The organism is Flavobacterium sp. MAHUQ-57 (assembly GCF_051908335.1).
In the GTDB taxonomy this organism is placed as follows: Bacteria; Bacteroidota; Bacteroidia; order Flavobacteriales; family Flavobacteriaceae; genus Flavobacterium.
This window is the reverse complement of the sequence record NZ_JBPZTE010000007.1, coordinates 22,824-46,186: the sequence shown is the minus strand read 5'-3', so window position 1 is coordinate 46,186 and position 23,363 is coordinate 22,824. Positions and strand designations below refer to the sequence as shown.

At 35.0% G+C, this 23,363-nt stretch carries 23 protein-coding genes, 3 tRNA genes and 1 riboswitch; of the genes, 13 read left to right on the top strand and 13 right to left on the bottom strand.

The genetic code is table 11. From position 1 onward, the window contains the following. Nucleotides 1–5: 5 nt before the first annotated feature. Nucleotides 6–211, top strand: a riboswitch (cobalamin riboswitch). 79 nt (nt 212–290) lie between these two features. The 3 genes from ACS8MM_RS08120 to ACS8MM_RS08110 all read left to right on the top strand — a co-directional run bounded on the left by ACS8MM_RS08120 (nt 291) and on the right by ACS8MM_RS08110 (nt 3,107). Continuing rightward, nucleotides 291–2,207 (top strand): TonB-dependent receptor plug domain-containing protein, encoded by a 1,917-nt coding sequence (locus ACS8MM_RS08120; RefSeq protein WP_379715107.1) that lies wholly within the window; start codon nt 291–293, stop codon nt 2,205–2,207. Between the two features lie 96 nt (nt 2,208–2,303). Further along, nucleotides 2,304–2,582, top strand: a complete 279-nt coding sequence (locus ACS8MM_RS08115) for a hypothetical protein (protein ID WP_379715105.1) — start codon at nt 2,304–2,306, stop codon at nt 2,580–2,582. Nucleotides 2,583–2,585: 3 nt separating this feature from the next. Beyond that, nucleotides 2,586–3,107 carry a DUF4252 domain-containing protein gene (locus tag ACS8MM_RS08110; protein WP_379715103.1) on the top strand — a complete coding sequence of 174 codons (522 nt, stop codon included), beginning with the start codon at nt 2,586–2,588 and terminating at the stop codon, nt 3,105–3,107. A gap of 29 nt (nt 3,108–3,136) precedes the next feature. Here the strand turns inward: ACS8MM_RS08110 and ACS8MM_RS08105 are convergent, their stop codons facing one another. Genes ACS8MM_RS08105 through ACS8MM_RS08085 form a run of 5 tightly spaced genes read right to left on the bottom strand, consistent with a single transcriptional unit; the run spans nt 3,137 to nt 7,348 of the window. Beyond that, the gene (locus ACS8MM_RS08105) at nt 3,137–3,580 is read right to left on the bottom strand and encodes a beta-carotene hydroxylase (protein ID WP_379715101.1); all 444 of its coding nucleotides are present in this window, start codon (nt 3,578–3,580) and stop codon (nt 3,137–3,139) included. Nucleotides 3,581–3,584: 4 nt separating this feature from the next. Beyond that, nucleotides 3,585–4,076 carry a hypothetical protein gene (locus ACS8MM_RS08100; protein ID WP_379715100.1) on the bottom strand — a complete coding sequence of 164 codons (492 nt, stop codon included), beginning with the start codon at nt 4,074–4,076 and terminating at the stop codon, nt 3,585–3,587. A gap of 10 nt (nt 4,077–4,086) precedes the next feature. Continuing rightward, nucleotides 4,087–4,926, bottom strand: a complete 840-nt coding sequence (locus ACS8MM_RS08095; RefSeq protein ID WP_379715098.1) for a phytoene/squalene synthase family protein — start codon at nt 4,924–4,926, stop codon at nt 4,087–4,089. 9 nt (nt 4,927–4,935) lie between these two features. Continuing rightward, nucleotides 4,936–6,396 (bottom strand): phytoene desaturase family protein, encoded by a 1,461-nt coding sequence (locus tag ACS8MM_RS08090; protein ID WP_379715096.1) that lies wholly within the window; start codon nt 6,394–6,396, stop codon nt 4,936–4,938. Between the two features lie 46 nt (nt 6,397–6,442). Next, complete coding sequence (locus tag ACS8MM_RS08085) at nt 6,443–7,348, bottom strand: MerR family transcriptional regulator (RefSeq protein ID WP_379715094.1); 906 nt, start codon at nt 7,346–7,348, stop codon at nt 6,443–6,445. A 78-nt stretch (nt 7,349–7,426) separates the two neighbouring features. On the opposite strand from ACS8MM_RS08085, the gene ACS8MM_RS08080 reads away from it, so the two are divergent. Beyond that, the gene (locus ACS8MM_RS08080) at nt 7,427–8,557 is read left to right on the top strand and encodes a lycopene cyclase family protein (protein WP_379715092.1); all 1,131 of its coding nucleotides are present in this window, start codon (nt 7,427–7,429) and stop codon (nt 8,555–8,557) included. On the opposite strand, the gene ACS8MM_RS08075 is transcribed toward ACS8MM_RS08080, so the two are convergent. The 3 genes from ACS8MM_RS08075 to ACS8MM_RS08065 all read right to left on the bottom strand — a co-directional run bounded on the left by ACS8MM_RS08075 (nt 8,555) and on the right by ACS8MM_RS08065 (nt 8,852). Further along, nucleotides 8,555–8,636, bottom strand: a tRNA-Leu gene (locus ACS8MM_RS08075). The genes ACS8MM_RS08080 and ACS8MM_RS08075 overlap by 3 nt on opposite strands. A gap of 37 nt (nt 8,637–8,673) precedes the next feature. Next, nucleotides 8,674–8,746: transfer RNA gene (locus ACS8MM_RS08070), tRNA-Lys, on the bottom strand. Nucleotides 8,747–8,779: 33 nt separating this feature from the next. Then, nucleotides 8,780–8,852: transfer RNA gene (locus ACS8MM_RS08065), tRNA-Lys, on the bottom strand. 127 nt (nt 8,853–8,979) lie between these two features. On the opposite strand from ACS8MM_RS08065, the gene ACS8MM_RS08060 reads away from it, so the two are divergent. After that, nucleotides 8,980–9,495 (top strand): shikimate kinase, encoded by a 516-nt coding sequence (locus ACS8MM_RS08060; RefSeq protein WP_379715090.1) that lies wholly within the window; start codon nt 8,980–8,982, stop codon nt 9,493–9,495. On the opposite strand, the gene ACS8MM_RS08055 is transcribed toward ACS8MM_RS08060, so the two are convergent. From ACS8MM_RS08055 to ACS8MM_RS08045, 3 genes are read right to left on the bottom strand one after another with little or no spacing between them, the layout of a single operon-like run. Next, nucleotides 9,487–9,984, bottom strand: a complete 498-nt coding sequence (locus tag ACS8MM_RS08055; protein ID WP_379715088.1) for a phosphoribosyltransferase domain-containing protein — start codon at nt 9,982–9,984, stop codon at nt 9,487–9,489. The two genes, ACS8MM_RS08060 and ACS8MM_RS08055, sit on opposite strands and share 9 nt — an antisense overlap. After that, nucleotides 9,981–10,571 carry a methyltransferase gene (locus tag ACS8MM_RS08050; protein WP_379715086.1) on the bottom strand — a complete coding sequence of 197 codons (591 nt, stop codon included), beginning with the start codon at nt 10,569–10,571 and terminating at the stop codon, nt 9,981–9,983. Before ACS8MM_RS08050 ends, ACS8MM_RS08055 begins: the two co-directional genes overlap by 4 nt. After that, nucleotides 10,558–10,950 (bottom strand): RNA-binding S4 domain-containing protein, encoded by a 393-nt coding sequence (locus ACS8MM_RS08045; protein ID WP_379715084.1) that lies wholly within the window; start codon nt 10,948–10,950, stop codon nt 10,558–10,560. Before ACS8MM_RS08045 ends, ACS8MM_RS08050 begins: the two co-directional genes overlap by 14 nt. A gap of 77 nt (nt 10,951–11,027) precedes the next feature. Between ACS8MM_RS08045 and ACS8MM_RS08040 the strand changes: the two genes are divergently transcribed. Further along, nucleotides 11,028–12,071: an FKBP-type peptidyl-prolyl cis-trans isomerase gene (locus ACS8MM_RS08040; protein ID WP_379715082.1), complete on the top strand. Its 1,044-nt coding sequence runs from the start codon at nt 11,028–11,030 to the stop codon at nt 12,069–12,071. 68 nt (nt 12,072–12,139) lie between these two features. Here ACS8MM_RS08040 and ACS8MM_RS08035 read toward each other — a convergent pair whose 3' ends face one another. Both ACS8MM_RS08035 and ACS8MM_RS08030 read right to left on the bottom strand, forming a co-directional pair. Then, nucleotides 12,140–13,093, bottom strand: a complete 954-nt coding sequence (locus ACS8MM_RS08035) for a transketolase family protein (protein ID WP_379715080.1) — start codon at nt 13,091–13,093, stop codon at nt 12,140–12,142. 79 nt (nt 13,094–13,172) lie between these two features. Beyond that, nucleotides 13,173–14,021: a transketolase gene (locus ACS8MM_RS08030; RefSeq protein ID WP_379715078.1), complete on the bottom strand. Its 849-nt coding sequence runs from the start codon at nt 14,019–14,021 to the stop codon at nt 13,173–13,175. A gap of 510 nt (nt 14,022–14,531) precedes the next feature. Here ACS8MM_RS08030 and tgt point away from each other — a divergent pair. The 7 genes from tgt (at nt 14,532) to ACS8MM_RS07995 (ending at nt 23,331) form a co-directional block, all read left to right on the top strand. Beyond that, a complete protein-coding gene (gene tgt / locus ACS8MM_RS08025) occupies nt 14,532–15,662 on the top strand; it encodes a tRNA guanosine(34) transglycosylase Tgt (protein WP_379715076.1) in 1,131 nt (376 codons plus the stop codon). Beyond that, nucleotides 15,662–16,768: an LptF/LptG family permease gene (locus tag ACS8MM_RS08020; RefSeq protein WP_379715074.1), complete on the top strand. Its 1,107-nt coding sequence runs from the start codon at nt 15,662–15,664 to the stop codon at nt 16,766–16,768. The genes tgt and ACS8MM_RS08020 overlap by 1 nt, the downstream gene beginning before the upstream one ends. Then, on the top strand, nt 16,755–17,645 hold the full coding sequence (locus tag ACS8MM_RS08015) for a DMT family transporter (protein ID WP_379715072.1): 891 nt from the start codon (nt 16,755–16,757) through the stop codon (nt 17,643–17,645). Before ACS8MM_RS08020 ends, ACS8MM_RS08015 begins: the two co-directional genes overlap by 14 nt. A 119-nt stretch (nt 17,646–17,764) precedes the next feature. Further along, nucleotides 17,765–18,718, top strand: a complete 954-nt coding sequence (locus ACS8MM_RS08010) for an acetyl-CoA carboxylase carboxyltransferase subunit alpha (protein ID WP_379715070.1) — start codon at nt 17,765–17,767, stop codon at nt 18,716–18,718. 153 nt (nt 18,719–18,871) lie between these two features. Next, the gene (dnaB, locus tag ACS8MM_RS08005) at nt 18,872–20,422 is read left to right on the top strand and encodes a replicative DNA helicase (protein ID WP_379715068.1); all 1,551 of its coding nucleotides are present in this window, start codon (nt 18,872–18,874) and stop codon (nt 20,420–20,422) included. 218 nt (nt 20,423–20,640) lie between these two features. After that, on the top strand, nt 20,641–21,360 hold the full coding sequence (locus ACS8MM_RS08000) for a glycosyltransferase family 2 protein (RefSeq protein WP_379715066.1): 720 nt from the start codon (nt 20,641–20,643) through the stop codon (nt 21,358–21,360). A 30-nt stretch (nt 21,361–21,390) separates the two neighbouring features. Then, nucleotides 21,391–23,331 (top strand): tetratricopeptide repeat protein, encoded by a 1,941-nt coding sequence (locus ACS8MM_RS07995; protein WP_379715064.1) that lies wholly within the window; start codon nt 21,391–21,393, stop codon nt 23,329–23,331. The last annotated feature ends 32 nt before the right edge of the window (nt 23,332–23,363 follow it).

Sequence of the window (23,363 nt, the reverse complement as noted above, 5' to 3'; positions counted from 1 at the left end):
CTCTATATTTGCACCCGTATTGAGGTTGTCGTTTTTACAAGTAGTGAAAACGCATTAAAAGGGAATTAGGTTAAATGCCTAAGCTGTACCCGCAACTGTAAGCTAATTAGCTTGTTGTTATCTACACACCACTGTTTCGTTTTAAAATAGGAAATGGGAAGGTAAACAACAGGACGCAAGCCAGGAGACCTGCCTAGTACATTGAGTATCAAACTTTCGGGAAAAAAGGTTTGGGTATGGGTAAATTCTATACTTTTCTCCCAATTTAGTATTACAAATGTTTAATTAAAATGAACAAAAAGATTACAATGGTCAGTGCTTTTGTATTGGCTTCTCTTGGTGTATTCGCTCAAGAAAATGATTCTATCCGCAATTTGAATGAAGTAGTGGTTTCTGATTCAAAATTTGCTTTGTCAAAAGAGAAATCGGGTAAAGTTGTTGTGAAGATTACTGCAGAAGATTTAAAAAAGAAACAAGGACAGTCCCTAGCCACAGTTTTAAGTACCGTTGCTGGTGTTGAAATTAATGGAAATCAAAGCCGTAATGGAAAAGATTTAGGCTATTACATTAGAGGCGGTAGAAACCATCAGACTTTAATTTTAATTGATGGTATTCCGGTTACCGATGCTTCCGGACCTACTTTAGCTTTTGATATGCGTTTACTTCCTGTGGATCAGGTGGAAAGTATCGAAATTTTAAAAGGTGCTTCAAGTACTTTATACGGTACTGGTGCGGCAGCTGGAGTTATCAATATTACTTTAAAAAAATCACCAAAAAAAGCATTTCAAGGGAATGCATATATGAATGTGGGTTCGCAGGAAACTGTTGATAAAAACAATAACTATGAACCAAATGAATTCAATCAAGGTTTCTCTATTGGTGGTTCTGTGGAGAAATTCAACTATTCAGCAAGTTTAAATAGTACTTTTTCCGATGGTATTTCGGAAGCTAAACCAGTTAACAGCGCATCTATTTTTGAAAATGATGCTTTTTCGAGAGTGAATTCTGTGGTTAAAATTGGTTTTACCCCAACTAAGAAATTATCGTTCGACATTTTTGCGAATTACGACCGAATGAAAAACGAATTTGACACTGGTTCATTTGCAGATGATTTAACGAACTTCAGTACTTCCGAACAATATCGTGTTGGATTTACACCAAAATATAAATATAACAAAGTAGAATTTGTAATTAATTCTGGAGCGAATTTAGTAAACAGAGATTTCTTTTCTTACGGCACACCGGCAGAATACAAATCGAGAAGCGTAAATTCCGATTTGTATAATAAATATGAAATTTCAACACAGTTTTTTGTGGTGACAGGAGCACAATTCCAGTTTCATGATATGTCAAACTGGAGCCCAAGCAGCTCAATCGTAAAAGAATTGGCAAAATTCAATATGATTGATCCGTATGCTACAGTAGTTTATAATTCTGATTTAGGTTTCAATCTGAATGCAGGTGCTCGTTATAACATGCATAGTAAGTATGGTGAAAACTTAGTTTTCAATGTAAATCCTTCTTTCAATTTCTTGGATTCGAAATTTAAATTATTGGCGTCATATAGTACAGCTTTTGTAACACCAAGTTTATACCAGTTGTATTCTCCATATGGTCGTTTAGATCTTACTCCCGAAAAAGATGCTACAATAGAAGCTGGTTTCGACGCGAATGTTTTGGATAAAAAGCTGAATATTAATGCTGTATTTTTTCACAGAGAAGAGAAAAATGCAATAGGATTTGACATGACAACTTACAAATATTTCAATGTTGAAGGGAAAAACAAAGTAAATGGTTTTGAAACCATGGTTTCTTATGAAGTGAATGATAAAGTGAAATTGAATGCCAATTATACTTTTACAGAGTTGGAAAAACAATCCCGAATTTTAAATCCAAAGCACAAAGCAAATGCGTCTGTTGATTTTACAGCGACATCACGTTTAGGAATTAATGTAGCCTATCAATTTGTTTCTGATAGATTGACGCAGTATACTATTTATGATCCAATTACTTGGACTCCAACAGTGATTAATGAAATTTTAAAAGACTATCAATTAGTGAATACCAATTTGCGTTATGCATTGATTAAAGATAAGTTCAACGCGTTCTTAGCAGTGGATAACGTTTTAAACAAAGATTTTGTGGAAGCCAGAGGTTACAGTACAAGAGGCAGAAACTTCAAGATTGGATTCAATTTCTTATTTTAGAAATATTGAGTTTTTTGTTTGTCCCGGTTTAAGCGATTAAATCGGGATTTTTTTTTACCGAATTTTCTCATTATCTTGTACAAAATTGACATAGTTATGAATGAAAAATCTAAGATAAGTAGAACGCTGGTTTGGAGTTTGATTTTATTTTCGGTAATAGGAATATATGGTTTAATTACTTTTTTTTCGAATAATATTGAGTCGCAAGAGGCTAAAAATGAACTAGGTACTTTTAAAACGCCCGAAGAAGCTTTTCTTGAAACTCAAAAAGCGTTGAATTTATTATCTTCGAATATCAATTCTGGCATGGAAAATGCACAACATTTAAAAGAATATGAAATTGTCAAAAACAAAGTATTCAAAAAAGAAAAATAAAAGATGAAAAAGATAGTAGTATTATTCGCCCTGATTTTGTTACCCTTTTATGGTGGTGCTCAAACTGCTTTTGATAAATACGACGGTCAGGAAAATGTTTCTTCTGTTGTCGTTAACAAAAAAATGTTTGAATTGATGAGTAAAGTTAAGATGGAAAGTAAGGAAGATATTGCTTACCTGAACCTTATCAAAAAACTGGAAAATTTAAAAGTATATAAAACTTCGAGTCCCAAAACTACAGCAGATATGCGTTCAACAGTAGATAAGTATTTGGGAAGTGTTAAGATGGATGAATTGATGCGTATGAATGAAAACGGCAAGAATTCCAAAATCTTTGTGAAGTCAATAGCAGGTAGTAATAATGTAAGTGAATTGTTAATGTTTATTGAAGGTACTGGAGTCAAAGGAAATGAAACCGTTTTAATGTCTTTGACAGGAGACTTTAATATTAATGAAATCTCACTCTTGACTAAAAGAATGAATCTACCGGGCAGTGACGAATTGAATTCGGCGTCAAAAAAATAAAAGTGAAAAGCGACCATTAGGTCGCTTTTTTATTGTTTGAAATATTTTCTGGGTACAAGTAACATCCCAAAACATTCTCCATGTTCTTTACCAATATGTTTGTGATGCATTTTATGTGCTCTTCTGACTGCTTTTGCATAACGGTTGTTTACATTTCGAAAAAATTTGAATCGTTGGTGTATGAAAATATCATGAACCGTAAAGTAGGCTAACCCATAAGCGAAAATACCCAGCCCTATTGCTAGGCCTATTGCTAAAATATTATTTTGCCATAGGAGGAAAAAACCAATGCTAACTGCTGCATAGAACAAGAAAAAGGCATCATTACGTTCAAACCAGGAATCGTGATCTTTTTTGTGATGATCAGCATGCAGATGCCATAAAAAACCATGCATTATGTACTTGTGGCTAAACCAAGCCATGAATTCCATAAAGCAAAAAGTAAGTATAAAAACCAATAGATGAAGTAGCATTGTTTTAATTTTTAGTGAATGAATATTCGTGTCTTTTTATCCAATTTTTTGTACCCTCAAATTGAACATCCTTAATGATTGTATATTTCTTTGAAGATATAAAATAGGTATTTCTCAATAGTGCAGCTTTTTTATCATTTCCATCAGTACCTTTAATTTCAGTAATTATTTCAATAGCAAGCTTAGTTCGTTTAATTTTTTTAATGCTTTTTTTATTGAATAATGCACCGTCTTTTGAAATGACCAATGTGTCAGTTGAATTGGCCTTTGTTTCGTTAGGATAAATATTTTGATAAAGATAATTGTAGTTGTCAATTTTGTCTATAAAAACTTCTGCCGGCATGGTATAGGGTTTTCCTGAACTATAGTCCAAATAGGTTAATTCACCTTTCCATTTTCCAACCAAATAGGCTAAATCTTTTTCAATATCTAATTTTTTTTGTTGTGCAAATGAGTTGATACTGAATGTTAAAAGGAGTGCGATAAGTGATTTCATAATGAATGAGTTAGAGTAAATTCAATCGATATTTTACATAACAATTGGCAAGTAAACTTACTTTTTGATAATCGGGAACACGTATCCTTGTGTTTTTAATTTCAGTTGAAGGTGTTTTGTGTAACTTGGATAACAATTTTTTATAATAGATATAGGCAGTATATACTCCAAATTTAGCTTCTATGGGTAAATTTTTAATACCTTGAAATCCTGCTGCGAAATCGGCTTCAATGTCTTTAATGATTTCAGTCTTAGCTTCTTCGTTTAGGTTGTTTAAATCCGTATTCGGAAAGTAAGTTCTGTCAAGTTCATCATGATCAGTTTTTAAATCTCTTAAAAAATTTACTTTTTGAAATGCAGAACCCAAGCGCATCGCCGGATTTTTTAATTTGTCATACAGTTCATTATTTCCTTTTACAAAAACCTTAAGACACATTAGCCCAACAACATCCGCACTTCCATAAATATATTCCTCGTATTCTTCATTGGTAGTGTAGGATTTTTTGGTGAGATCAAGTTTCATGCTTTTCATGAAATCAGCTATCAGGCTGTAAGGTATTTTGTGCTTGTGAACGGTATCTTGAAAAGAGTTCAAAATAGGATTGAGACTGATTTTATTTTCCAGTGCTGATTCCAAATCCATTTCGAATTGAGCAAATAAGGATTCTTTATCATAATCGTGAAATGTGTCAACAATTTCATCGGCAAAGCGAACAAAACCATAAATGTTATAGATGTCCTGACGAATACTGGGGGCCAACATTCTTACGGCTGAGGAAAATGAAGTGCTGTACGATTTAGTGACAATCTTACTGCAATCAAACGAAACGGTATCAAAAAGTGATTTCATGGTCTTTTTTTATGAATATTTTTGAATTAATTCTGCGGCTAATTTTCCTGAAATTAAAGACGGTGGTACACCAGGTCCCGGTACTGTTAATTGTCCAGTGAAGTATAAGTTTTTTACTTTTTTACTTTTTAGTTTAGGTCTAAGGAAAGCAGTTTGTAGCAAAGTGTTTGCCATTCCGTATGCATTTCCTTTGTACGAGTTGTATTCTTTAACAAAATCATTCACACAAAAGGATTCTTTGAATAGAATGCTGTTTTTCACTTCTTGACCAGTTAATTGCTCAAAACGATCCATTATTTTATGGAAATATTCCTCTCTCAAAGCTGGAGTATCTTCAAGGTCTGGCGCTAAAGGAATTAAAAAAATACCAGCTTCCTTACCCTCTGGTGCAGTACTTTTATCGGTTTTAGAAGGGAAACTGGCATAAAATAAAGGGTTTTTAGGCCAATTGGGTTGATCGTAAATAGCTTTCGCATGCTCATCAAAATCAACATCAAAAAATAGGGTGTGATGCTCTGTATTTTCAATTTTTTTATCAAAACCTACATAAAAAAGTAGGGATGAAGGTGCGAATGTTTTTTTGTCCCAAAATTTTTCAGAGTAAGTTCTGTGTTCTTTGTCCAATAAACTTTCAGAATGATGGTAATCTGCACCAGATAAAATCACATCTGCTTCGATGATTTCTCCATTCATTTGAATGGCTCTAGCCTTTCCGTTACTTACAATTATTTTTTCAACATTGGAATTAGTAACTATCGTTACTCCTAACTTTAATGCTAATTTTTCCAAGGCGAGAATCACACTGTACATACCTTCTTTCGGGTGGAAAGTACCCAATCCAAAATCAGCATAATTCATAAAACTATAAAAGGCAGGTGTGTTCGACGGTTTAGCGCCAAGGAATAAGACAGGGAATTCTAGTATTTGTATTAACTTTTTGCTTTTAAATCGACTTCTGATTTCCTTAGAAATGTTACTAAAGAACTGATTTATTTTTTTTGCAGTTTCAACCGTAACTAATTCTAAAGGTGACAATCCCGGACGATAAACTAAATCTTTAATGGCAATATCATAGTTGTTTTTAGCTTCTTTTAAGAAGGATTCCAGCCGAAGTGCACTTCCTGGCTCTATTGTCTCAAATGTTTTCTTAATGGCTTCAATATTATCATCAATTGTGACAGTGTCATTTTTTCCAAAATAGACTTGATAAGCTGGCGATAATTTGATGAGTTCATAATAATCGGAAGGTTTCTGTTCGAAGTCTGAAAAAAAACGTTCAAACACATCTGGCATCCAATACCACGTAGGACCAATATCAAATGTAAAACCGTCTTTTTTCAATTGACGGGCTCTCCCGCCAATAGTTTGATTTTTTTCATAAATAGTTACATTCCATCCTTCTTTAGCTAGATAGCAGGATGCAGCAAGTGATGAAAACCCAGAACCGATAATAATGACTTTTTTTTCCATAATTTGTTTAACAAATATATAAAAAAGTTAAACAAAAAAAATAGATTTAATTGTTTAATTGTCTTAAAACTTCTTTTATGGTGTTGAAGACTTTTATATTTTGAGTAATATACTCCTTTTTTACATATGTTGCAAGTCTTCCCAAAATCCAATATTCTGAATTTCCGTAGGTTAGTATTTCTTTTTTTAGATTATCGATATATTCTTCAATAGTATCTGGGCTAGGTTGTGTTGTCCAATAACTTACAAAAACGATGTTGTCAAAGTATTTCTGAACATCTTGAAGGTTGTCAGTAGGGATGCTTTCCCCAAGATATATGGTATGACATCCGTGGCGGATGAGTTCGTAGTTAAGGTAAAGCAAGCCAATTTCATGAATTTCATTTTGAGGTAAATACAGAATGTAGGCTTTGTCGTTCTTTATGTTTGTTTCTAATTGCGCCTTTTCGGTGTGAAGAATAATCTTTTGGCGTATCAAATGACTAATAAAGTGTTCGTGAGCCGGTGAAATGGTTTCAGATTGCCACAACAAACCGATTTCATTCAGTAATGGTATGAATATTTCTTCAAAAATTTGATAAAATGGTTTTTCTTTGATTAGTTCTTCATATGTTTTAACAAATTGAAACTGATTGAAATTCATCATGGCTAATTTGAATTCGCTAATCGCATGATGATGAATGCTTTTTTCAGAGATAATTCCACGTGCAATAGTAGGTATTTCTTCATCTGAATAATTGGCTATTTTAGAAATCTTGTATCCATGATTGTGTAATAAAACGACATTAAGTAGTTTTTGGAGATTTTGTGCATCATAAAGTCTGATGTTTGTTTCTGTTCGCATTGGTTGTAATATCCCGTATCGTTTTTCCCAAATACGTATAGTGTGCGCTTTGATGCCGGATAGGTTTTCCAAATCTTTTATACTGAAAATGGATTTGATATTGTTCATTCTTTTTAACTTTATGTTAAACAAATTTAAAAATTAATTTCATCATTTGGTTATATTTGCTTAAATATCTAAATAAAGATGCGTTACGATTATATTTTTTCAGGAATGGGTTTGTCGAGTTTGATGATTTTGCATAAAATGATTCGGGCTGGGGTTTGTGATGGAAAAAAAATATTGGTAATAGAGCCTGAAACGCAAAAACGAAATGACAGAACATGGTGTTTTTGGGAGAAAGGCAGCGGTTCTTGGGATTTTTTACTTAAAAAGGCTTGGGAAGAAGCCTATTTTATGACTGAAGATGTGAATGTGAATTGTCTTGAAAGGGGATTTGTGTATAAAATGCTAGAATCTCAATCTTTTTATGATTTTGTATCTGAAGAAGTGTATCAGAACAAAGCTATTCAAATCGTGAGAGAGAAAACATTTTCATTCAAGGAATACGAATCGTACGTTGTGGTACAAACCGATAAAAGTGAATTTGAGGGATTGTGTTTCTTTAATTCGGTATTGGATCGAAAGGTAATGCAGCCAAACCGATATCCTTTGTTGCAACAGCATTTTGTTGGTTGGTTTGTGCAGACTGATGTGCCTGTTTTTGATGATTCCAAGGCCTTTTTTATGGATTTTTCGGTCAAGCAGAAAGGCAATACCCGATTTATGTATCTTTTGCCTGTGTCTGTCAATGAAGCTTTAGTGGAATATACTTTGTTTTCGCCGAATGTGTTGTCGGATGAGGAATATGAAACTGAAATAGTATCTTATTTGAAATCTCAGGGAATTGAACGTTTTACGATAACAGCTAAAGAAAAAGGGAATATACCCATGACTTCGTATCCGTTTTGGCAAAACAATTCGAAGAAGATCTTGCATATTGGTACGGCTGGTGGTTGGACAAAAGCGAGTACAGGTTATACTTTTAGAAATTCGGATGTGCTTTCTGATAGGGTTGTTGCACAATTAAAGCAAGGAACAATCGATTTTAGGTTTTTTAAAAGCCCTAATCGGTTTACTTTTTATGATCGATTGTTTGTAAGTGTGCTGTATGATGAAAATGCACTAGGTAAAAACCTTTTTACACGAATGTTTACAAAAGTACGTCCGGATAAGATTTTACGTTTTCTAGATGAAGAATCTTCAGTATTGGAAGATTTGGAAGTGATTTGGGCTTGCCCCAAATGGCCTTTTATCAAAGCGTTATTTAAAAAGTGACCTTGATGGGATTCGAACCCATACGTCTTGCGACACCACCCCCTCAAGATGGCGAGTCTACCAATTCCTCCACAAGGCCTGAAACAAAAAAAGTCAAACTTGCGTTTGACTTTTTGTGACCCCGCTGGGGCTCGAACCCAGGACCCCATCATTAAAAGTGATGTGCTCTACCAACTGAGCTACGGAGTCAGTGCTTTCAAGAAATTAATTCGGTCAAATTTGTGACCCCGCTGGGATTCGAACCCAGGACCCCATCATTAAAAGTGATGTGCTCTACCAGCTGAGCTACGGAGTCGAAATCATTTCCTGATTGCGGGTGCAAATATAATACCTTATTTTTAACATTTCAAAGGAAAATGATAATAAATTTGTCTTTTTTTTAAAATGGTTTTCAAAGTGTTTATTTATAGGGATTTATAATTATGAAAAAAATTGTCTTAGTGGGTTATATGGGGTCAGGTAAAACGAAAATCGGTCAACTTTTGGCGGATAAACTCGATTTGACTTTTCGAGATTTAGATTTTTTAATCGAAAATGAGCTAAAAAAATCGGTTATGGAGATTTTTTCCGATGAGGGAGAAGTGTTTTTTCGTAAAAAAGAGCATGAAATTTTCAAAAAAGTAATAGAAGAGGATGCTTCTTATATATTAAGTACAGGTGGAGGAACGCCATGTTATGCCAATAATCATGTTTATCTTCAAAATGAGGATGTTTTTTCGGTGTATTTGAAAGCAAGTATTCCGGTGTTGGTTGGAAGGCTTAAAAATGAAATAGCAAAGCGTCCGTTATTGCACAATTTGAATGATGAAGAAACCGTTGAGTATATTGCTAAACATCTTTTTGATAGAAGTTACTATTATAATCAATGTAAATACACAGTTGTGGTAGATGATAAGTCTCCGGAAGAAATTGTAGATGAAATCACACGCCTATTCTAAATAGGCGTGATTGTTATTGTCTTCGAAAACGACTTGAACGTGTTCTAAAATCGAGGTTGAAAGTGAAATGCCCTTAAAATCGGCTTTTACAGGGTATTTTTTATGATTGCGATCAACCAATACTGCAGTCTTGAATTTTTTAAGTGGTACATCCAGAAAATGACGTACACCATAGATTAACGTTGTGCCCGAATTTAGTACATCATCGACTAATATTAATCCCTTCTCGGTGTAATCCCTTTTGTCAATAGATGTGGTGATGGTTGTGTTGGGATTCTTTTTGTCAATTTTGACTTCACACAAAATAACTTTTATAGGCGATATTGATTCTAGTATGATACTTAGTTTTTGAGCAAAAACTAACCCGTTTCCCTGAATGCCTGCGATTACAATCTCTTTTTCTTCAATAAAGGTTTCATAAATCTGATATGCAATTCGTTTGATTTTGTAATCGATTTCCTGATGATTTAAGATTGTGTTGTGGCTCATAGTTTTGTTTTTTTGGTAAAGATAAAAAAGAGTTCGTTTCCTTGTCGTGGTTTGATTGAATTATGACAAGTTTCCAATACGTTAATATGAAATAATGAAGTAAACGAATTTTCATATTCCTTTTTGCTTCCTCCAAAAGGTGGTCCTACATCTGTTAGCGGAAATTGGAAGAGTAAACCTGATAGTTTACCGTTTTCAGAAAGCAGCGAATGCATCTTTTGGATGTATTTAGATCTCAATTCCGGAGATAATGCGCAAAAGAAAGTCTGTTCTATGATTAAATCATAAGAAGCGTCATGTTCAAAAAAATCCTGTTGAAGTATTTGCTTATGGTACGATTCGGGTAAACGATTTTTTAAATTTTGAACCGGGGTTGGGGCGTAGTCTAGTACAAAAACGTTTTGAAATCCGTTGGCGACTAAGTATTCAAATTCATAACTGTTGCCACAACCCGGAATAAGAATACGGATGTTTTTATCCTGAATCTGGTCAAAATATTCTTTTAAAGGAGTTGTGATGCTTCCTGCATCCCACGGAAAATCATTTTGACTGTATCGGTTTTCCCAATAGTCTTTATTCAGGCCCATCTTCTTCTTCGTTAAAGTCAAATTCAAATTCATCTAAATCACGACGGTCTTTTTTGGTGGGTCTTCCTTCTCCGAATTTTCGGTAATGGGATTTTGAAAGTTTAAGCATTTCCAAATGAGCAAAGGCTTCGGCTGGTGTTTCGTCGATTCTGTACAAGTCGACTAGCTTAGCGCCAACACGATTATCAGGAATTGCCAATACTTTTATAATATAGGTAATTTGGTCTTTTCTGAAAGTGATCTTGTCTCCAGGAAGAATGTCTTTGGATGGCTTAGCAATATTTCCGTTAAGGGTAATCTGATTTTTTTTACAGGCTTCAGTTGCCATGTTTCGTGTTTTGTAGTAACGAACGCACCACAGGTATTTGTCAATTCGCATAAATTTTAAAAAACTACGTTAAAATTTAAAACAAAAATAAATCAAAATTGTATCTTGCGAGCATTAAAATTAAAGTAATGAGTAGATTTTTTAAGACAATATTGGTAGTAACTGCCGGATTATTTGTTTTTTCTTGTAACAAGGATGATGATTCTAATGGGGCAAAGCCCGAGCCGTATGATGTACAATATAAAAAGGATTCGACAAGCATCAGGGAGTATATGAATAATCATTTCATGAAAGTGGATCCTGTTACTTTTGAAGTTGAGTTTACTAGAATTAAAACGCATGGGCCTGATAGTTTGCCTATTTTTAAACAGACTGAATATCCTATTGATTCTTTGGTTGTTGATAATTTAGTACATAAAGTAAAGTATAAAGTATATTACGTTAAATTTAGACAAGGCACTGGAACTAATCCATCACGTGTGGATTCTACACTTGTTTCTTATAGAGGAGAATATCTTTATAAAAAGAAAGTGGCTAAGGGTACGAGTCCTGAAACATATGATGAATTTATTACGGGTCAACAATTTGATCAGGCACAAAACCCAATTTGGTTTTCTTTGGATCAGGTAGTTGATGGTTGGAAAGAAATGTTGCCGTTATTTAAATCCGGAACATATTCTCATGATTCGGGTACGGGTGTTATTTCCTATGATAATTTTGGAGCAGGTATCTTTTTCCTTCCTTCAGGATTAGGATATTATTCGTCTTCTGGAACTATTCCTTCCTATTCGCCAATGGTATTTTCTGTTCAATTAAAACATATTAATAGAGTAGATCATGACTTTGATGGTATCGATTCTTATTTGGAAGATTTGAATGGTGATGGGAAATTTAAAGTTGTAGAAGGTGTAGATGCCAATACGGTGGATGATGATACTGATGATGATGGAAGGCCAGATTATAGAGATTTTGATGATGATGGGGATAGCTATTCTACAAAAGAGGAACGTCCAAATGGTGTAAGTATTGACACCGATAGTGATGGAAAACCTAATTACTTGGATAATGATGATGATAATGATGGTTTGATTTCTGCTGAAGAGAAATGGGGTGATGAGGATAATGACGGTATTAAGAATTACATGGATCCAGATACAGTGATTAGGAGATAATCAGACTAATATAAAATAAAAAATCCGCTCATTGAGCGGATTTTTTTATGAAGTAAATTCGTTGTGAATTATTTTCTTTTGATTACTTTTTCAACAGCTTCAACAATTGCTTGGTTGTTCAATTTGTATTTCTCCATCAATTGTTCTGGAGTTCCAGATTCACCAAAACTATCGTTTACAGCAACAAATTCTTGTGGCGTTGGCGTGTTTAGTGCTAATAATCTAGCAACGCTTTCACCTAAACCACCTAAGATGTTGTGTTCTTCTGCTGTAACTACACATCCTGTTTTAGCTACTGATTTTAAAATAGCTTCATCATCCAAAGGTTTGATGGTGTGGATGTTGATTACTTCTGCAGAGATTCCTTTTGCTTCTAAAGCTTCAGCGGCAACTAAAGCTTCCCAAACTAAATGTCCGGTTGCAACGATAGTTACATCAGTTCCTTCGTTTAATAGGATTGCTTTACCGATTACGAAAGGTTCGTCAGCAGGAGTGAAGTTAGGAACAACGGGGCGACCGAATCGTAAATAAGCTGGACCGTGATGATCTGCCAAAGCAATTGTAGCTGCTTTGGTTTGGTTGTAATCACATGTGTTGATTACAGTCATTCCCGGTAACATTTTCATCAAGCCGATATCTTCAAGGATTTGGTGTGTTGCACCATCTTCACCTAAAGTTAAACCAGCGTGAGAAGCACAAATCTTCACGTTTTTATCAGAATAAGCTACAGACTGACGGATTTGATCGTATACACGTCCTGTAGAGAAATTAGCGAATGTACCTGTGAAAGGAATTTTACCACCAATGGTTAAACCGGCAGCAATACCGATCATGTTTGCTTCAGCGATTCCAATTTGGAAGAAACGCTCAGGATGATTTTTTTTGAAGTCGTCAAACTTTAACGAACCGATTAAATCGGCGCAAAGTGCAACAACATTTTCATTCTTCTGACCTAACTCGGTCATTCCAGCTCCGAAACCGGAACGGGTATCTTTACTTCCTTGATTTGTATATTTTTTCATATTCAATGTATGATTGAAGTGATTTAAAAATTAAAAGTTACAGTCAAAATCATAACTTAAAATTCGTAACTCCTAATTCTTAATAATCGATTTCGTCTTCTAAATGGTTTTGAACCAATGCTTTTTCCAATTGCTCATCGTTAGGCGCTTTTCCGTGCCAAGCGTGAGTATGCATCATGAAATCTACACCATGTCCCATTTCAGTGTGTAATAGTACACACACTGGTTTTCCTTTTCCTGATAATGATTTAGCGTGAGTCATTCCGGCAATAATCGCTTCGATACTGTTTCCTTCTTTGATTTCTACAACATCCCAGTCGAAAGCTTCGAATTTAGCTTTTACGCTACCCATGTTCAATACTTCGTCAGTAGTACCGTCGATTTGTTTACCGTTCAAGTCGATAGTAGCAATCAGATTGTCTACCCCTTTAGCAGAAGCATACATGATTGCTTCCCAGTTTTGACCTTCTTGTAATTCACCATCACCACATAAAGCATATACTAAATGGTTGTCTTTGTTCAATTTCTTAGCTTGTGCTGCACCAATTGCAACAGATAAACCTTGTCCAAGCGATCCAGAAGCCATTCTGATACCCGGTAGACCTTCGTGAGTAGTTGGGTGACCTTGTAATCTAGAGTTTAACTTACGGAAAGTAGCCAATTCTTTTACAGGGAAATAGCCGCTACGTGCTAAAACCGAATAAAAAACTGGAGAGATGTGACCGTTGGATAAGAAGAAGATGTCTTCTCCGATACCGTCCATGTCGAATCCTGGTTTTCTGTCCATTAAATGTTGGTAAAGCACTGTGAAGAATTCTGCACACCCTAAAGAACCTCCCGGGTGACCTGAATTTACTGCATGCACCATACGAAGAATATCTCTTCTTACCTGTGTTGTAAATTTTGTTAGTTGTTGAATGTCAGACATTTTGAATACGTATAAATTATTTGCGTCCAAAATTACTTTATATTTTTCCGATAGGCAAAAGTTTTGTACAATTTGTGAGTGATTAGTAACTAGTAAAGAGTAATTCATGAGTTCCGCAATAGATGATATTGATTCCAGAATAGTTTACAGAGGCTCCGCAATAAATATATTGGCTCCACAATAGTTCATGGAGGCTATGGAACAGATTGTATTGGTTTTGCAACAGTTCACAGAGGCTATGCAACAAAAGATATTGGCTATGCAACAGATGTTATTCATTCTGCAATAGTTTACAGAGGCTTTGCAACAAAACATATTGGCTTTGCAATAGATGTTGTTCATTCTGCAATAGTTTGTGGAGGCTATGCAACAGATGCTATTGGCTTTCAACAGCTGTTGTTTATTAATCCATAAAACACTAAAACATTCCTAAATTTTCAAAAGAACTGATTTTCAAATTAACGAATTAACTTATCTTTGCCTTTCGAAATTTAAGGAAGAACGCATTATATGAAGTTTGATTTATTACACACCGATCCGCAAACACAAGCCAGAGCCGGTAAAATTACTACAGATCACGGAGTTATTGAGACTCCTATTTTTATGCCTGTTGGTACCGTTGCTTCGGTAAAAGGCGTGCATCAGCGCGAGTTGAAAGAGGAAATCAATCCGGATATCATTTTAGGAAATACCTACCATTTGTATTTACGTCCGCAGACACCCATTTTGGAAAAAGCGGGAGGTTTGCACAAATTCATGAATTGGGACAGAAACATTCTGACCGATTCGGGAGGGTATCAGGTATATTCACTTTCTTCCAATCGAAAAATTAAAGAAGAAGGAGTAAAATTCAAATCACATATTGATGGTTCTTATCATTTCTTTTCACCGGAAAGCGTAATGGAGATTCAGCGTACGATTGGAGCTGATATCATTATGGCATTTGATGAATGTACACCTTATCCGTGTGATTACCGTTATGCTAAGCGTTCAATGCATATGACCCATCGTTGGTTGGATCGTTGTATTGCGCATTTGGAGAAAACACCATTGAAGTACGATTATAATCAGGCTTTCTTTCCGATTGTTCAGGGAAGTACGTACAAAGATTTACGTCAACAATCGGCCGAATATATTGCGAATGCAGGAGCGGTTGGTAATGCGATTGGAGGGCTTTCTGTTGGAGAACCAGCAGAAGAAATGTATGCAATGACAGAAGTGGTTACGGCTATCCTTCCGAAAGACAAACCTCGTTATTTAATGGGAGTAGGGACGCCAATCAATATTTTGGAAAACATTGCGTTAGGTATTGATATGTTTGACTGTGTGATGCCAACCAGAAATGCTCGTAACGGGATGTTGTTCACGGCGCATGGTACGATTAATATCAAAAACAAAAAATGGGCGGATGATTTTTCACCTATTGATGAAATGGCGCATACGTTTGTGGATGTAGAGTATACAAAGGCGTATTTACGTCATTTGTTTGCAGCAGACGAATATTTAGGAAAGCAAATTGCGACCATTCATAACTTAGGGTTTTATATGTGGTTGGTTCGTGAGGCAAGAAAACATATCTTAGCAGGAGATTTCCGTGAATGGAAAGAAAAAATGGTTAAACAAATGAGCCAACGATTATAATGTTCAAGCAATTATTTTCTAAACTGACAATTATTGACAGGTACATATTAAGAAGGTATATTATGACTTTCTCTACTATGTTATTGTTATTTATTCCTATTGGGATTACTGTTGACGTATCTGAGAAGATCAATAGGATTTTAGAAAATAAAGTACCTTTTCCGAAGGTTGCTGCTTATTATTTGGATTTCATCATCTACTTTGCGAATTTATTATTTCCGATATTTCTCTTTTTATCCATAATTTGGTTTACATCCAAATTGGCTAATAATACAGAGATTGTAGCTATTTTAAGTTCAGGAATATCGTTCAGCCGATTTTTACGCCCCTATATTTTTGGAGCGACACTCGTATCAATTTTTGCATTGTTGATGGGTTTTTTCCTTGTGCCTAAAGCGAGTGATGGTTTTAATAACTTTAGGTATATGTATTTGCGTGGTGGCGGTCGGAGTGAGATGCGGCAAACCAGTGATGTGTATCGTCAAATCAGTGATACTGAATTTATTTATGCCAGTAATTTCAGTCAGGAAGCCAAAACAGGGTACAACTTTGTGTATGAGAAGTTTGATAAGGAAAAGCTTTTGTACAAGATAACGGCATCGTCGATTATGTATAATCCCAAGACGAAAGATTATACATTAATGAATTACATGAAGCGAACAGTAGGAGACTTGGACGATACTATTGTAACGGAGAACATGAAAAAAATGAAGTTCAATTTTGAGATGGACGATTTGACGCCTGTGATTTACATTGCCGAGACGTTGAACATGACCGAATTGAACAAATTCATAGAAAAAGAAAAACAGCGAGGATCTTCGAATATCAATCGTTATTTGGTGGTGAAATACCGTAAATACAGTATTCCGATTTCCGCTTTTATTTTAACCATTATTGCAGTAGCCGTTTCTTCGATGAAACGAAGAGGAGGGATGGGAATCAACTTGGCTATTGGTATTGCTGTAGCGTTTTCGTATGTCTTTTTGGATAAAATTTTCGGAACGATTGCTGAGAAATCTACTTTTTCCCCTTTATTGGGTGTTTGGATACCTAATATTATTTTCGGGATTTTAGCCTATTATCTACTTAAAAATGCCAAAAGATAAAGTTTTACAGAGTTATCTGCATCTGCACTTTATTGTGTTTGTGTGGGGGTTTACTGCGGTTTTAGGAGCGTTAATAACGTTAGATGCCTTACCCTTGGTTTGGTATCGAATGCTTTTCGCTTCCTTATTTATCTTGGTATATATTTATTTGACAAAGACTTCGGTTCGACTTCCTTTAAAAACCATACTCATTTTGCTCTTTGCCGGGCTGGTCATAGCCTTGCATTGGTATACCTTCTTTGAAGCTATTAAGGTTTCTAATGTATCGGTGACATTAGCTTGTTTGTCTACGGGCGCTTTTTTTGCATCGCTATTGGAGCCTATTTTTTTCAAAAGAAAGATTGTTGGTTACGAAGTATTGTTCGGGTTGATTGTAATTGCGGGTTTGTATCTCATCTTTAAGGTGGAAGGTAATTATGTAGAAGGTATTGCTTTGGCCTTGATTTCGGCTTTTTTATCCGCTTCCTTTTCGATGATTAATGGAAAGTTCGCACAGATGTATAATCCAACGATTATCTCATTTTACGAATTGGTGGGTGGGGTTTTGTTTTTCTCGATCTTCTTATTGATTGGAGGGAGTTTTAGCGCTGGTTTTTTCAAGCTGTCGTGGGAAGATTTGATGTATCTGTTCATATTGAGTTCGTTCTGTACAGCGTATGCGTTTATTGCGTCGGTAGCGGTAATGAAGTATTTGAGTCCGTATACTGTAATGCTTACCATCAACTTAGAACCCATTTATGGAATTCTATTGGCTTTGTTGGTTTTTGAAGAAAAAGAACAAATGAACAGTCAGTTTTATATTGGAGCCTTGATAATACTTTCAACAGTCGTATTGAATGGATTTTTGAAAAATAAACAAAAGGAAAAGCAAGTATAAATTATTGAATATTAGCGTAATACTTTGGTTTTGTAATAATATCGTAAAATATACTTTTAAACTCAACTAGAAATTTTATCTTTGTTCATTCATAATTAGACACAAAAAATAAAAATCTCATGGAATATTTGGATTTTGAATTACCAATTAAGGAACTAGAAGAACAATTGGAGAAATGTCAGGTTATAGGTCAGGAATCCGATGTTGATGTTACTACGACCTGTGATCAAATCACTAAAAAATTAGAAGAAACAAAGAAAGATATATACGCGAACATGACGGCATGGCAACGTGTTCAAATGTCAAGACATCCTAACAGACCTTATACATTAGAGCATATTGCGAGTTTAACAGACAATACTTTTTTAGAGTTGTTTGGTGATCGCGGAGTGAAAGATGACAAAGCCATGGTAGGAGGTTTAGGCCGAATTGGCGGACAATCGTTCATGATTATCGGTCAGCAAAAAGGAATCAACACCAAAATGCGTCAGTTGCGTAATTTCGGTATGGCGAATCCTGAAGGGTATCGTAAGGCGTTGCGTTTGATGAAAATGGCGGAGAAGTTTAATATTCCGGTATTGACTTTAGTAGATACTCCTGGAGCTTACCCTGGATTGGAAGCAGAAGAAAGAGGACAAGGAGAAGCTATTGCACGTAATATCTTAGAGATGATTCGTTTGAAAGTGCCTATTATTACTGTAATTATTGGTGAAGGTGCTTCTGGAGGAGCTTTAGGAATAGGTGTTGGAGATAGAGTATTAATGTTGGAAAACACATGGTATTCTGTAATTTCACCAGAATCTTGTTCTTCAATCTTGTGGAGAAGCTGGGAATACAAAGAGCAAGCTGCTGAAGCTTTGAAATTGACACCAGTCGATATGAAAGAGCATAAGCTAATTGATGATATTGTACCAGAACCACTTGGAGGAATTCACAGAGATAAAGAAACCGGTTTTAAAACCGTTAAAGAATATGTTTTAAAAGGATTTAATGAATTAAAAGACTTATCAACAGCTGATTTGATTGCACAAAGAATGGATAAATACAGCAAGATGGGGCAGTTCAACGAGTAAAATTCTTACAAATTAAGATAAAGTCCGAAGCCCTATGGTTTCGGATTTTTTTTATGTTATCAACAGAAAAATATAGTTTTCAACAAAAATTTGTTCACACATTTACGATAGCCTTTTGAACCGTTTTAGGCACAGAAGGTGTATTTTTGCATTATGGAAAATCTCAAGAATATTAACCCTGTAAAAGTTGATAAAACCACTATTATCAACTTAGAAAAAGGAAAGTTACCACCACAGGCTCTCGACTTGGAGGAAGCGGTGTTGGGCGCTATGATGATTGATAAAAAAGGGGTAGATGAAGTTATTGATATTTTGCAGCCGGATGCCTTTTATAAGGATGCTCACAAGTATATCTTTGAAGCAATCGTAACCTTATTTAATGATTCACAGCCTATTGACTTATTAACAGTTTCCGCCCAATTAAAGAAAATGGCGAAACTGGATTTAGCTGGAGGTGATTTTTATCTGATTCAGTTGACGCAGAAGATCTCTTCTTCGGCACATATTGAATTCCACTCCAGAATTATACTTCAAAAGCATATCCAACGTAGTTTGATCAAGATTTCTTCTGAAATCATTGAAGATTCCTATGACGAGTCCACGGACGTATTTGATTTGTTGGATAAGGCAGAATCGAAGTTGTATGAAGTAACGCAAGGAAACATCAAACGTAGTTCTGAAACGGCACAAAGTTTGGTGATTCAGGCGAAAAAGAGAATTGAGCAAATTGCCGGAAAAGAAGGATTGAGTGGTGTTGCGACAGGTTTTCATGCTTTAGATAAAGTAACTTCGGGTTGGCAACCTTCCGATTTGATTATTATTGCAGCGCGTCCCGGTATGGGTAAGACGGCTTTCGTCTTATCAATGGCGCGTAATATGGCGATTCAATTTGGTAACGCTGTGGCAGTATTCTCTCTTGAGATGGCTTCGGTACAGTTGATTACCCGTTTGATTTCTTCGGAAACCGGATTGTCATCGGAAAAATTGAGAACCGGTAAGTTGGAAAAACACGAATGGGAACAGTTGTCAGTGAAAGTACGTGACTTGGAAAAAGCGCCTTTGTTCATTGATGATACCCCATCTTTATCTATCTTCGATTTACGTGCAAAAGCGCGTCGTTTGAAATCGCAGCATGATATCAAGATGATCATTGTCGATTATCTTCAGTTAATGACTGCCGGTGGAGGTGGAAAAGGAGGAGGAAACCGTGAACAGGAGATTTCGACTATTTCTCGAAACTTAAAAGCATTAGCGAAGGAATTGGATGTTCCTGTAATTGCACTTTCACAGTTATCCCGTGCGGTAGAAACCCGTGGATCGAGTAAACGACCATTACTTTCTGACTTACGTGAATCGGGAGCGATTGAGCAGGATGCCGATATTGTATCATTTATTTATCGTCCGGAATATTATAAAATTGACGAGTGGGATGACGATGAGCGTTCACCTACCCAAGGTCAGGCTGAGTTTATCATTGCAAAACACCGTAACGGTAGTTTGGAAAATATCCGATTGAAGTTCTTAGGCCATTTAGGAAAGTTTGACAATTTGGATGAATTCGGAACTGTATTCGACGATTTACCATCGAAAATGAATCTAGACGATTCGAATCCGTTCATTACACCCAATCTTCCAACTCCTAATGAAGCTTTTGGAAGCAACATGAATAGTTTTGATGATGATGATAGTGATGTTCCTTTTTAAAAAATACGATAAAGAGCTGTTCCTGATAAAGAACAGCTTTTTTATTTAGGAAAAGGGGAGAATAGAATTCTTTGAGTTTTTTCCTGTATTTCATCACAAAGAGGAATTGTTGTAGTACAATTTCTATTCTACCGGTTAAAAAGAATATTGTTGATTGGATAATTAAAATTGTATTTTAGTAGAAAATTAGGTTTCCTATGAATTCAATGAACAATTAAATGACTACTGTTTTATCAATTATAATTCCTGTTTATAATGAGGAAAGAACGATTCTGAAAATTCTGGAAAAAATTGAACTTGTTGATTTAGGACAAGCGATTGAAAAAGAAATTATTGTCGTTAATGATTGTTCTTCGGATGCCTCAGATAGCTTACTTCGAAACTATCTTCAAGAAAATACACATCTCAATATACGCTATTTTTCAAATGAAAAAAATGTAGGGAAGGGAGCGTCAATTCATAAAGGCATTAGTGAAGCTTCCGGGAACTATATTATCATTCAGGATGCTGATTTAGAATACGATCCCAGAGAATATAGTATACTTCTTCAACCCTTATTGGACGGATTTGCCGATGTTGTTTATGGTTCTCGATTTATGGGAAGTAAACCACACCGGATTTTGTTTTTCTGGCATACCGTAGGGAATAAGTTTCTCACGTTTTTGTCCAATATGATGACCAACTTGAATTTAACGGATATGGAAACCTGCTATAAGATGTTTTCTGCCGATGTTCTGAAATCGTTACAATTGAAGGAAAAGCGTTTTGGATTTGAACCTGAAGTTACGGCTAAAATTGCACGAATTCCGAATATTCGGATTTATGAAGTAGGGATTTCGTATTACGGCAGAACCTACCAGGAAGACAAAAAAATTACCTGGAAAGATGGATTTCGTGCTATCTATTGTATCATTAAATATGGACTTCTAAAATTATAATTCTACTATTTTATACTAAACTATTTTGATATGGCTGAGAAAAAGAAAATACATTCAAAAGATACTGTTGAAGTGAAAACAACGCAAAAATCCTATTCATGGATGCTTTGGGTGGTTGGGATTGTTTCTTTTGCTTTGTATGCGAATACTTTGGCACATGGTTTTGTTTTGGATGATATTGCTGTAATTCAGGAAAATAAATTTGTAAAAAATGGAATTCTTGGAATTAAAGATATTTTTACCACTTTTTATTGGCAAGGCTATTGGAATTCCAATAGTGGTTTGTACCGACCAATGTCATTGGTCTTTTTTGCTATTGAATGGCAATTGATGCCTAATTCTCCTTTTATACACCATTTTAGTAATGTACTATTTTATGTGTTGAACAATGTGTTGTTGTTTATAGTACTCCGACACTTTTTTAAAAATTATTCGTATTGGATTTCATTTGTTATTGTCATTCTTTTTGCTGTACATCCAATACATACAGAAGTAGTTGCCAATATAAAAAGTAGAGATGAGATTTTGTGTCTGTTCTTTTTTCTTTTAACAGTATATGGTTTATTCTGCAGGAAAGAGAAGTATTGGAAAATTCTTTCAGTTGTTTTCTTCCTTTTTAGTTTACTATCCAAAGAAGCGGGAATTTTATTCCTACCGATTTTGGCTATTCTATTCTGGAGTCAATTCAAGAATACTAAACAAGTAGTTCAATCTATTTTGCCTCATGTAGTTGTAACGATCAGTTGGTTAGTTGGTCATCAATTGGTGATCAATTCATCACCATTCCCAAAAATACAATATACGTATTTGGACAATTCTTTAGTTGCGTGTACTGACCCGCTAACACAAATAGCGACTGGTTTTACCATTTTAGGACGGTATATCTGTAATTCGTTTTTTCCAATGAATATGAGTTATGATTATTCCTTCAATCAAATTCCGTGTGTTGGTTTTTTTTCGTTGCCTTTCTTAGGAAGTGTGTTGGTATTTCTTCTATTATTAGTGATTGCGTGGTATTATAGAAAGAAATGTACTGAGATTTCGTTTGGTATTATTTTCTTTTTTGTAACGATTGCTTTAGCTACAAACATACTACTGTTGATTGGTACTACTATCGGAGACAGGTTATTGTATACTCCAGTTTTAGGGATTTGTATCGCTTTGGTTTTTATAGTTTTCCATAGCTTTAAAAAGTTGCAAAATGATACGAATAGTGGAAAATTAATTTTAGGCTTTGGTTTACTTTTTTTGACTTTCTTTATACATACTTTTCAAAGAAATAAAGATTGGAAATCGAATCATACGCTTTTCACTTCGGATATCCATCATGCTCCAAACAGTGCAAGAGTAAACTTTAATTATGCTACAGCCTTTTTTACACAGTTACCAGAAGATGTTTCCGATCAGCAATCACAATTGCCTTTAATTATTGAATATTATACTAGAGCGTTACGTATTGATCCCAACGATAAAAGTACATTGGTTAACCTTGGAGTTTGTTATTATAGAATTAAAGATTACGATAACGCTTATACATGCACTAGCAAGGCAATAGCAATTGATCCAAATGATACAACACTTTTTGGAAATTTAGCAGACATCTACTTTATGAAGTCGGATTATGAAAAGGCCATTATAGCATATAAAAAATGTATTTCAACTAAATCGGATTCATTTAATACGTATAATTTTTATGGAACTGCGCTTTTTAATTTGAAACGATACAATGAGGCAATCACTGTTTTTGATGAAGGACTTAAAAAAGAACCCAATCATTCCCAAATGTGGTTGAATTATGGTAATGCATTGGCAATATCCAGTCGTTTCAAAGAATCTATTACAGCTTTTGAAAAAGCATATGCTTTAAATCCAAATCAAAAACAAGCTTTAAATTGCTTGTTTATGGCCTACAATGCCATTGGAGATACTTACAAAGCCAATTATTATTACCAACTTTATATAAACAAATAGGCCGTAATACTACGGCCTATAATTTAGTATTT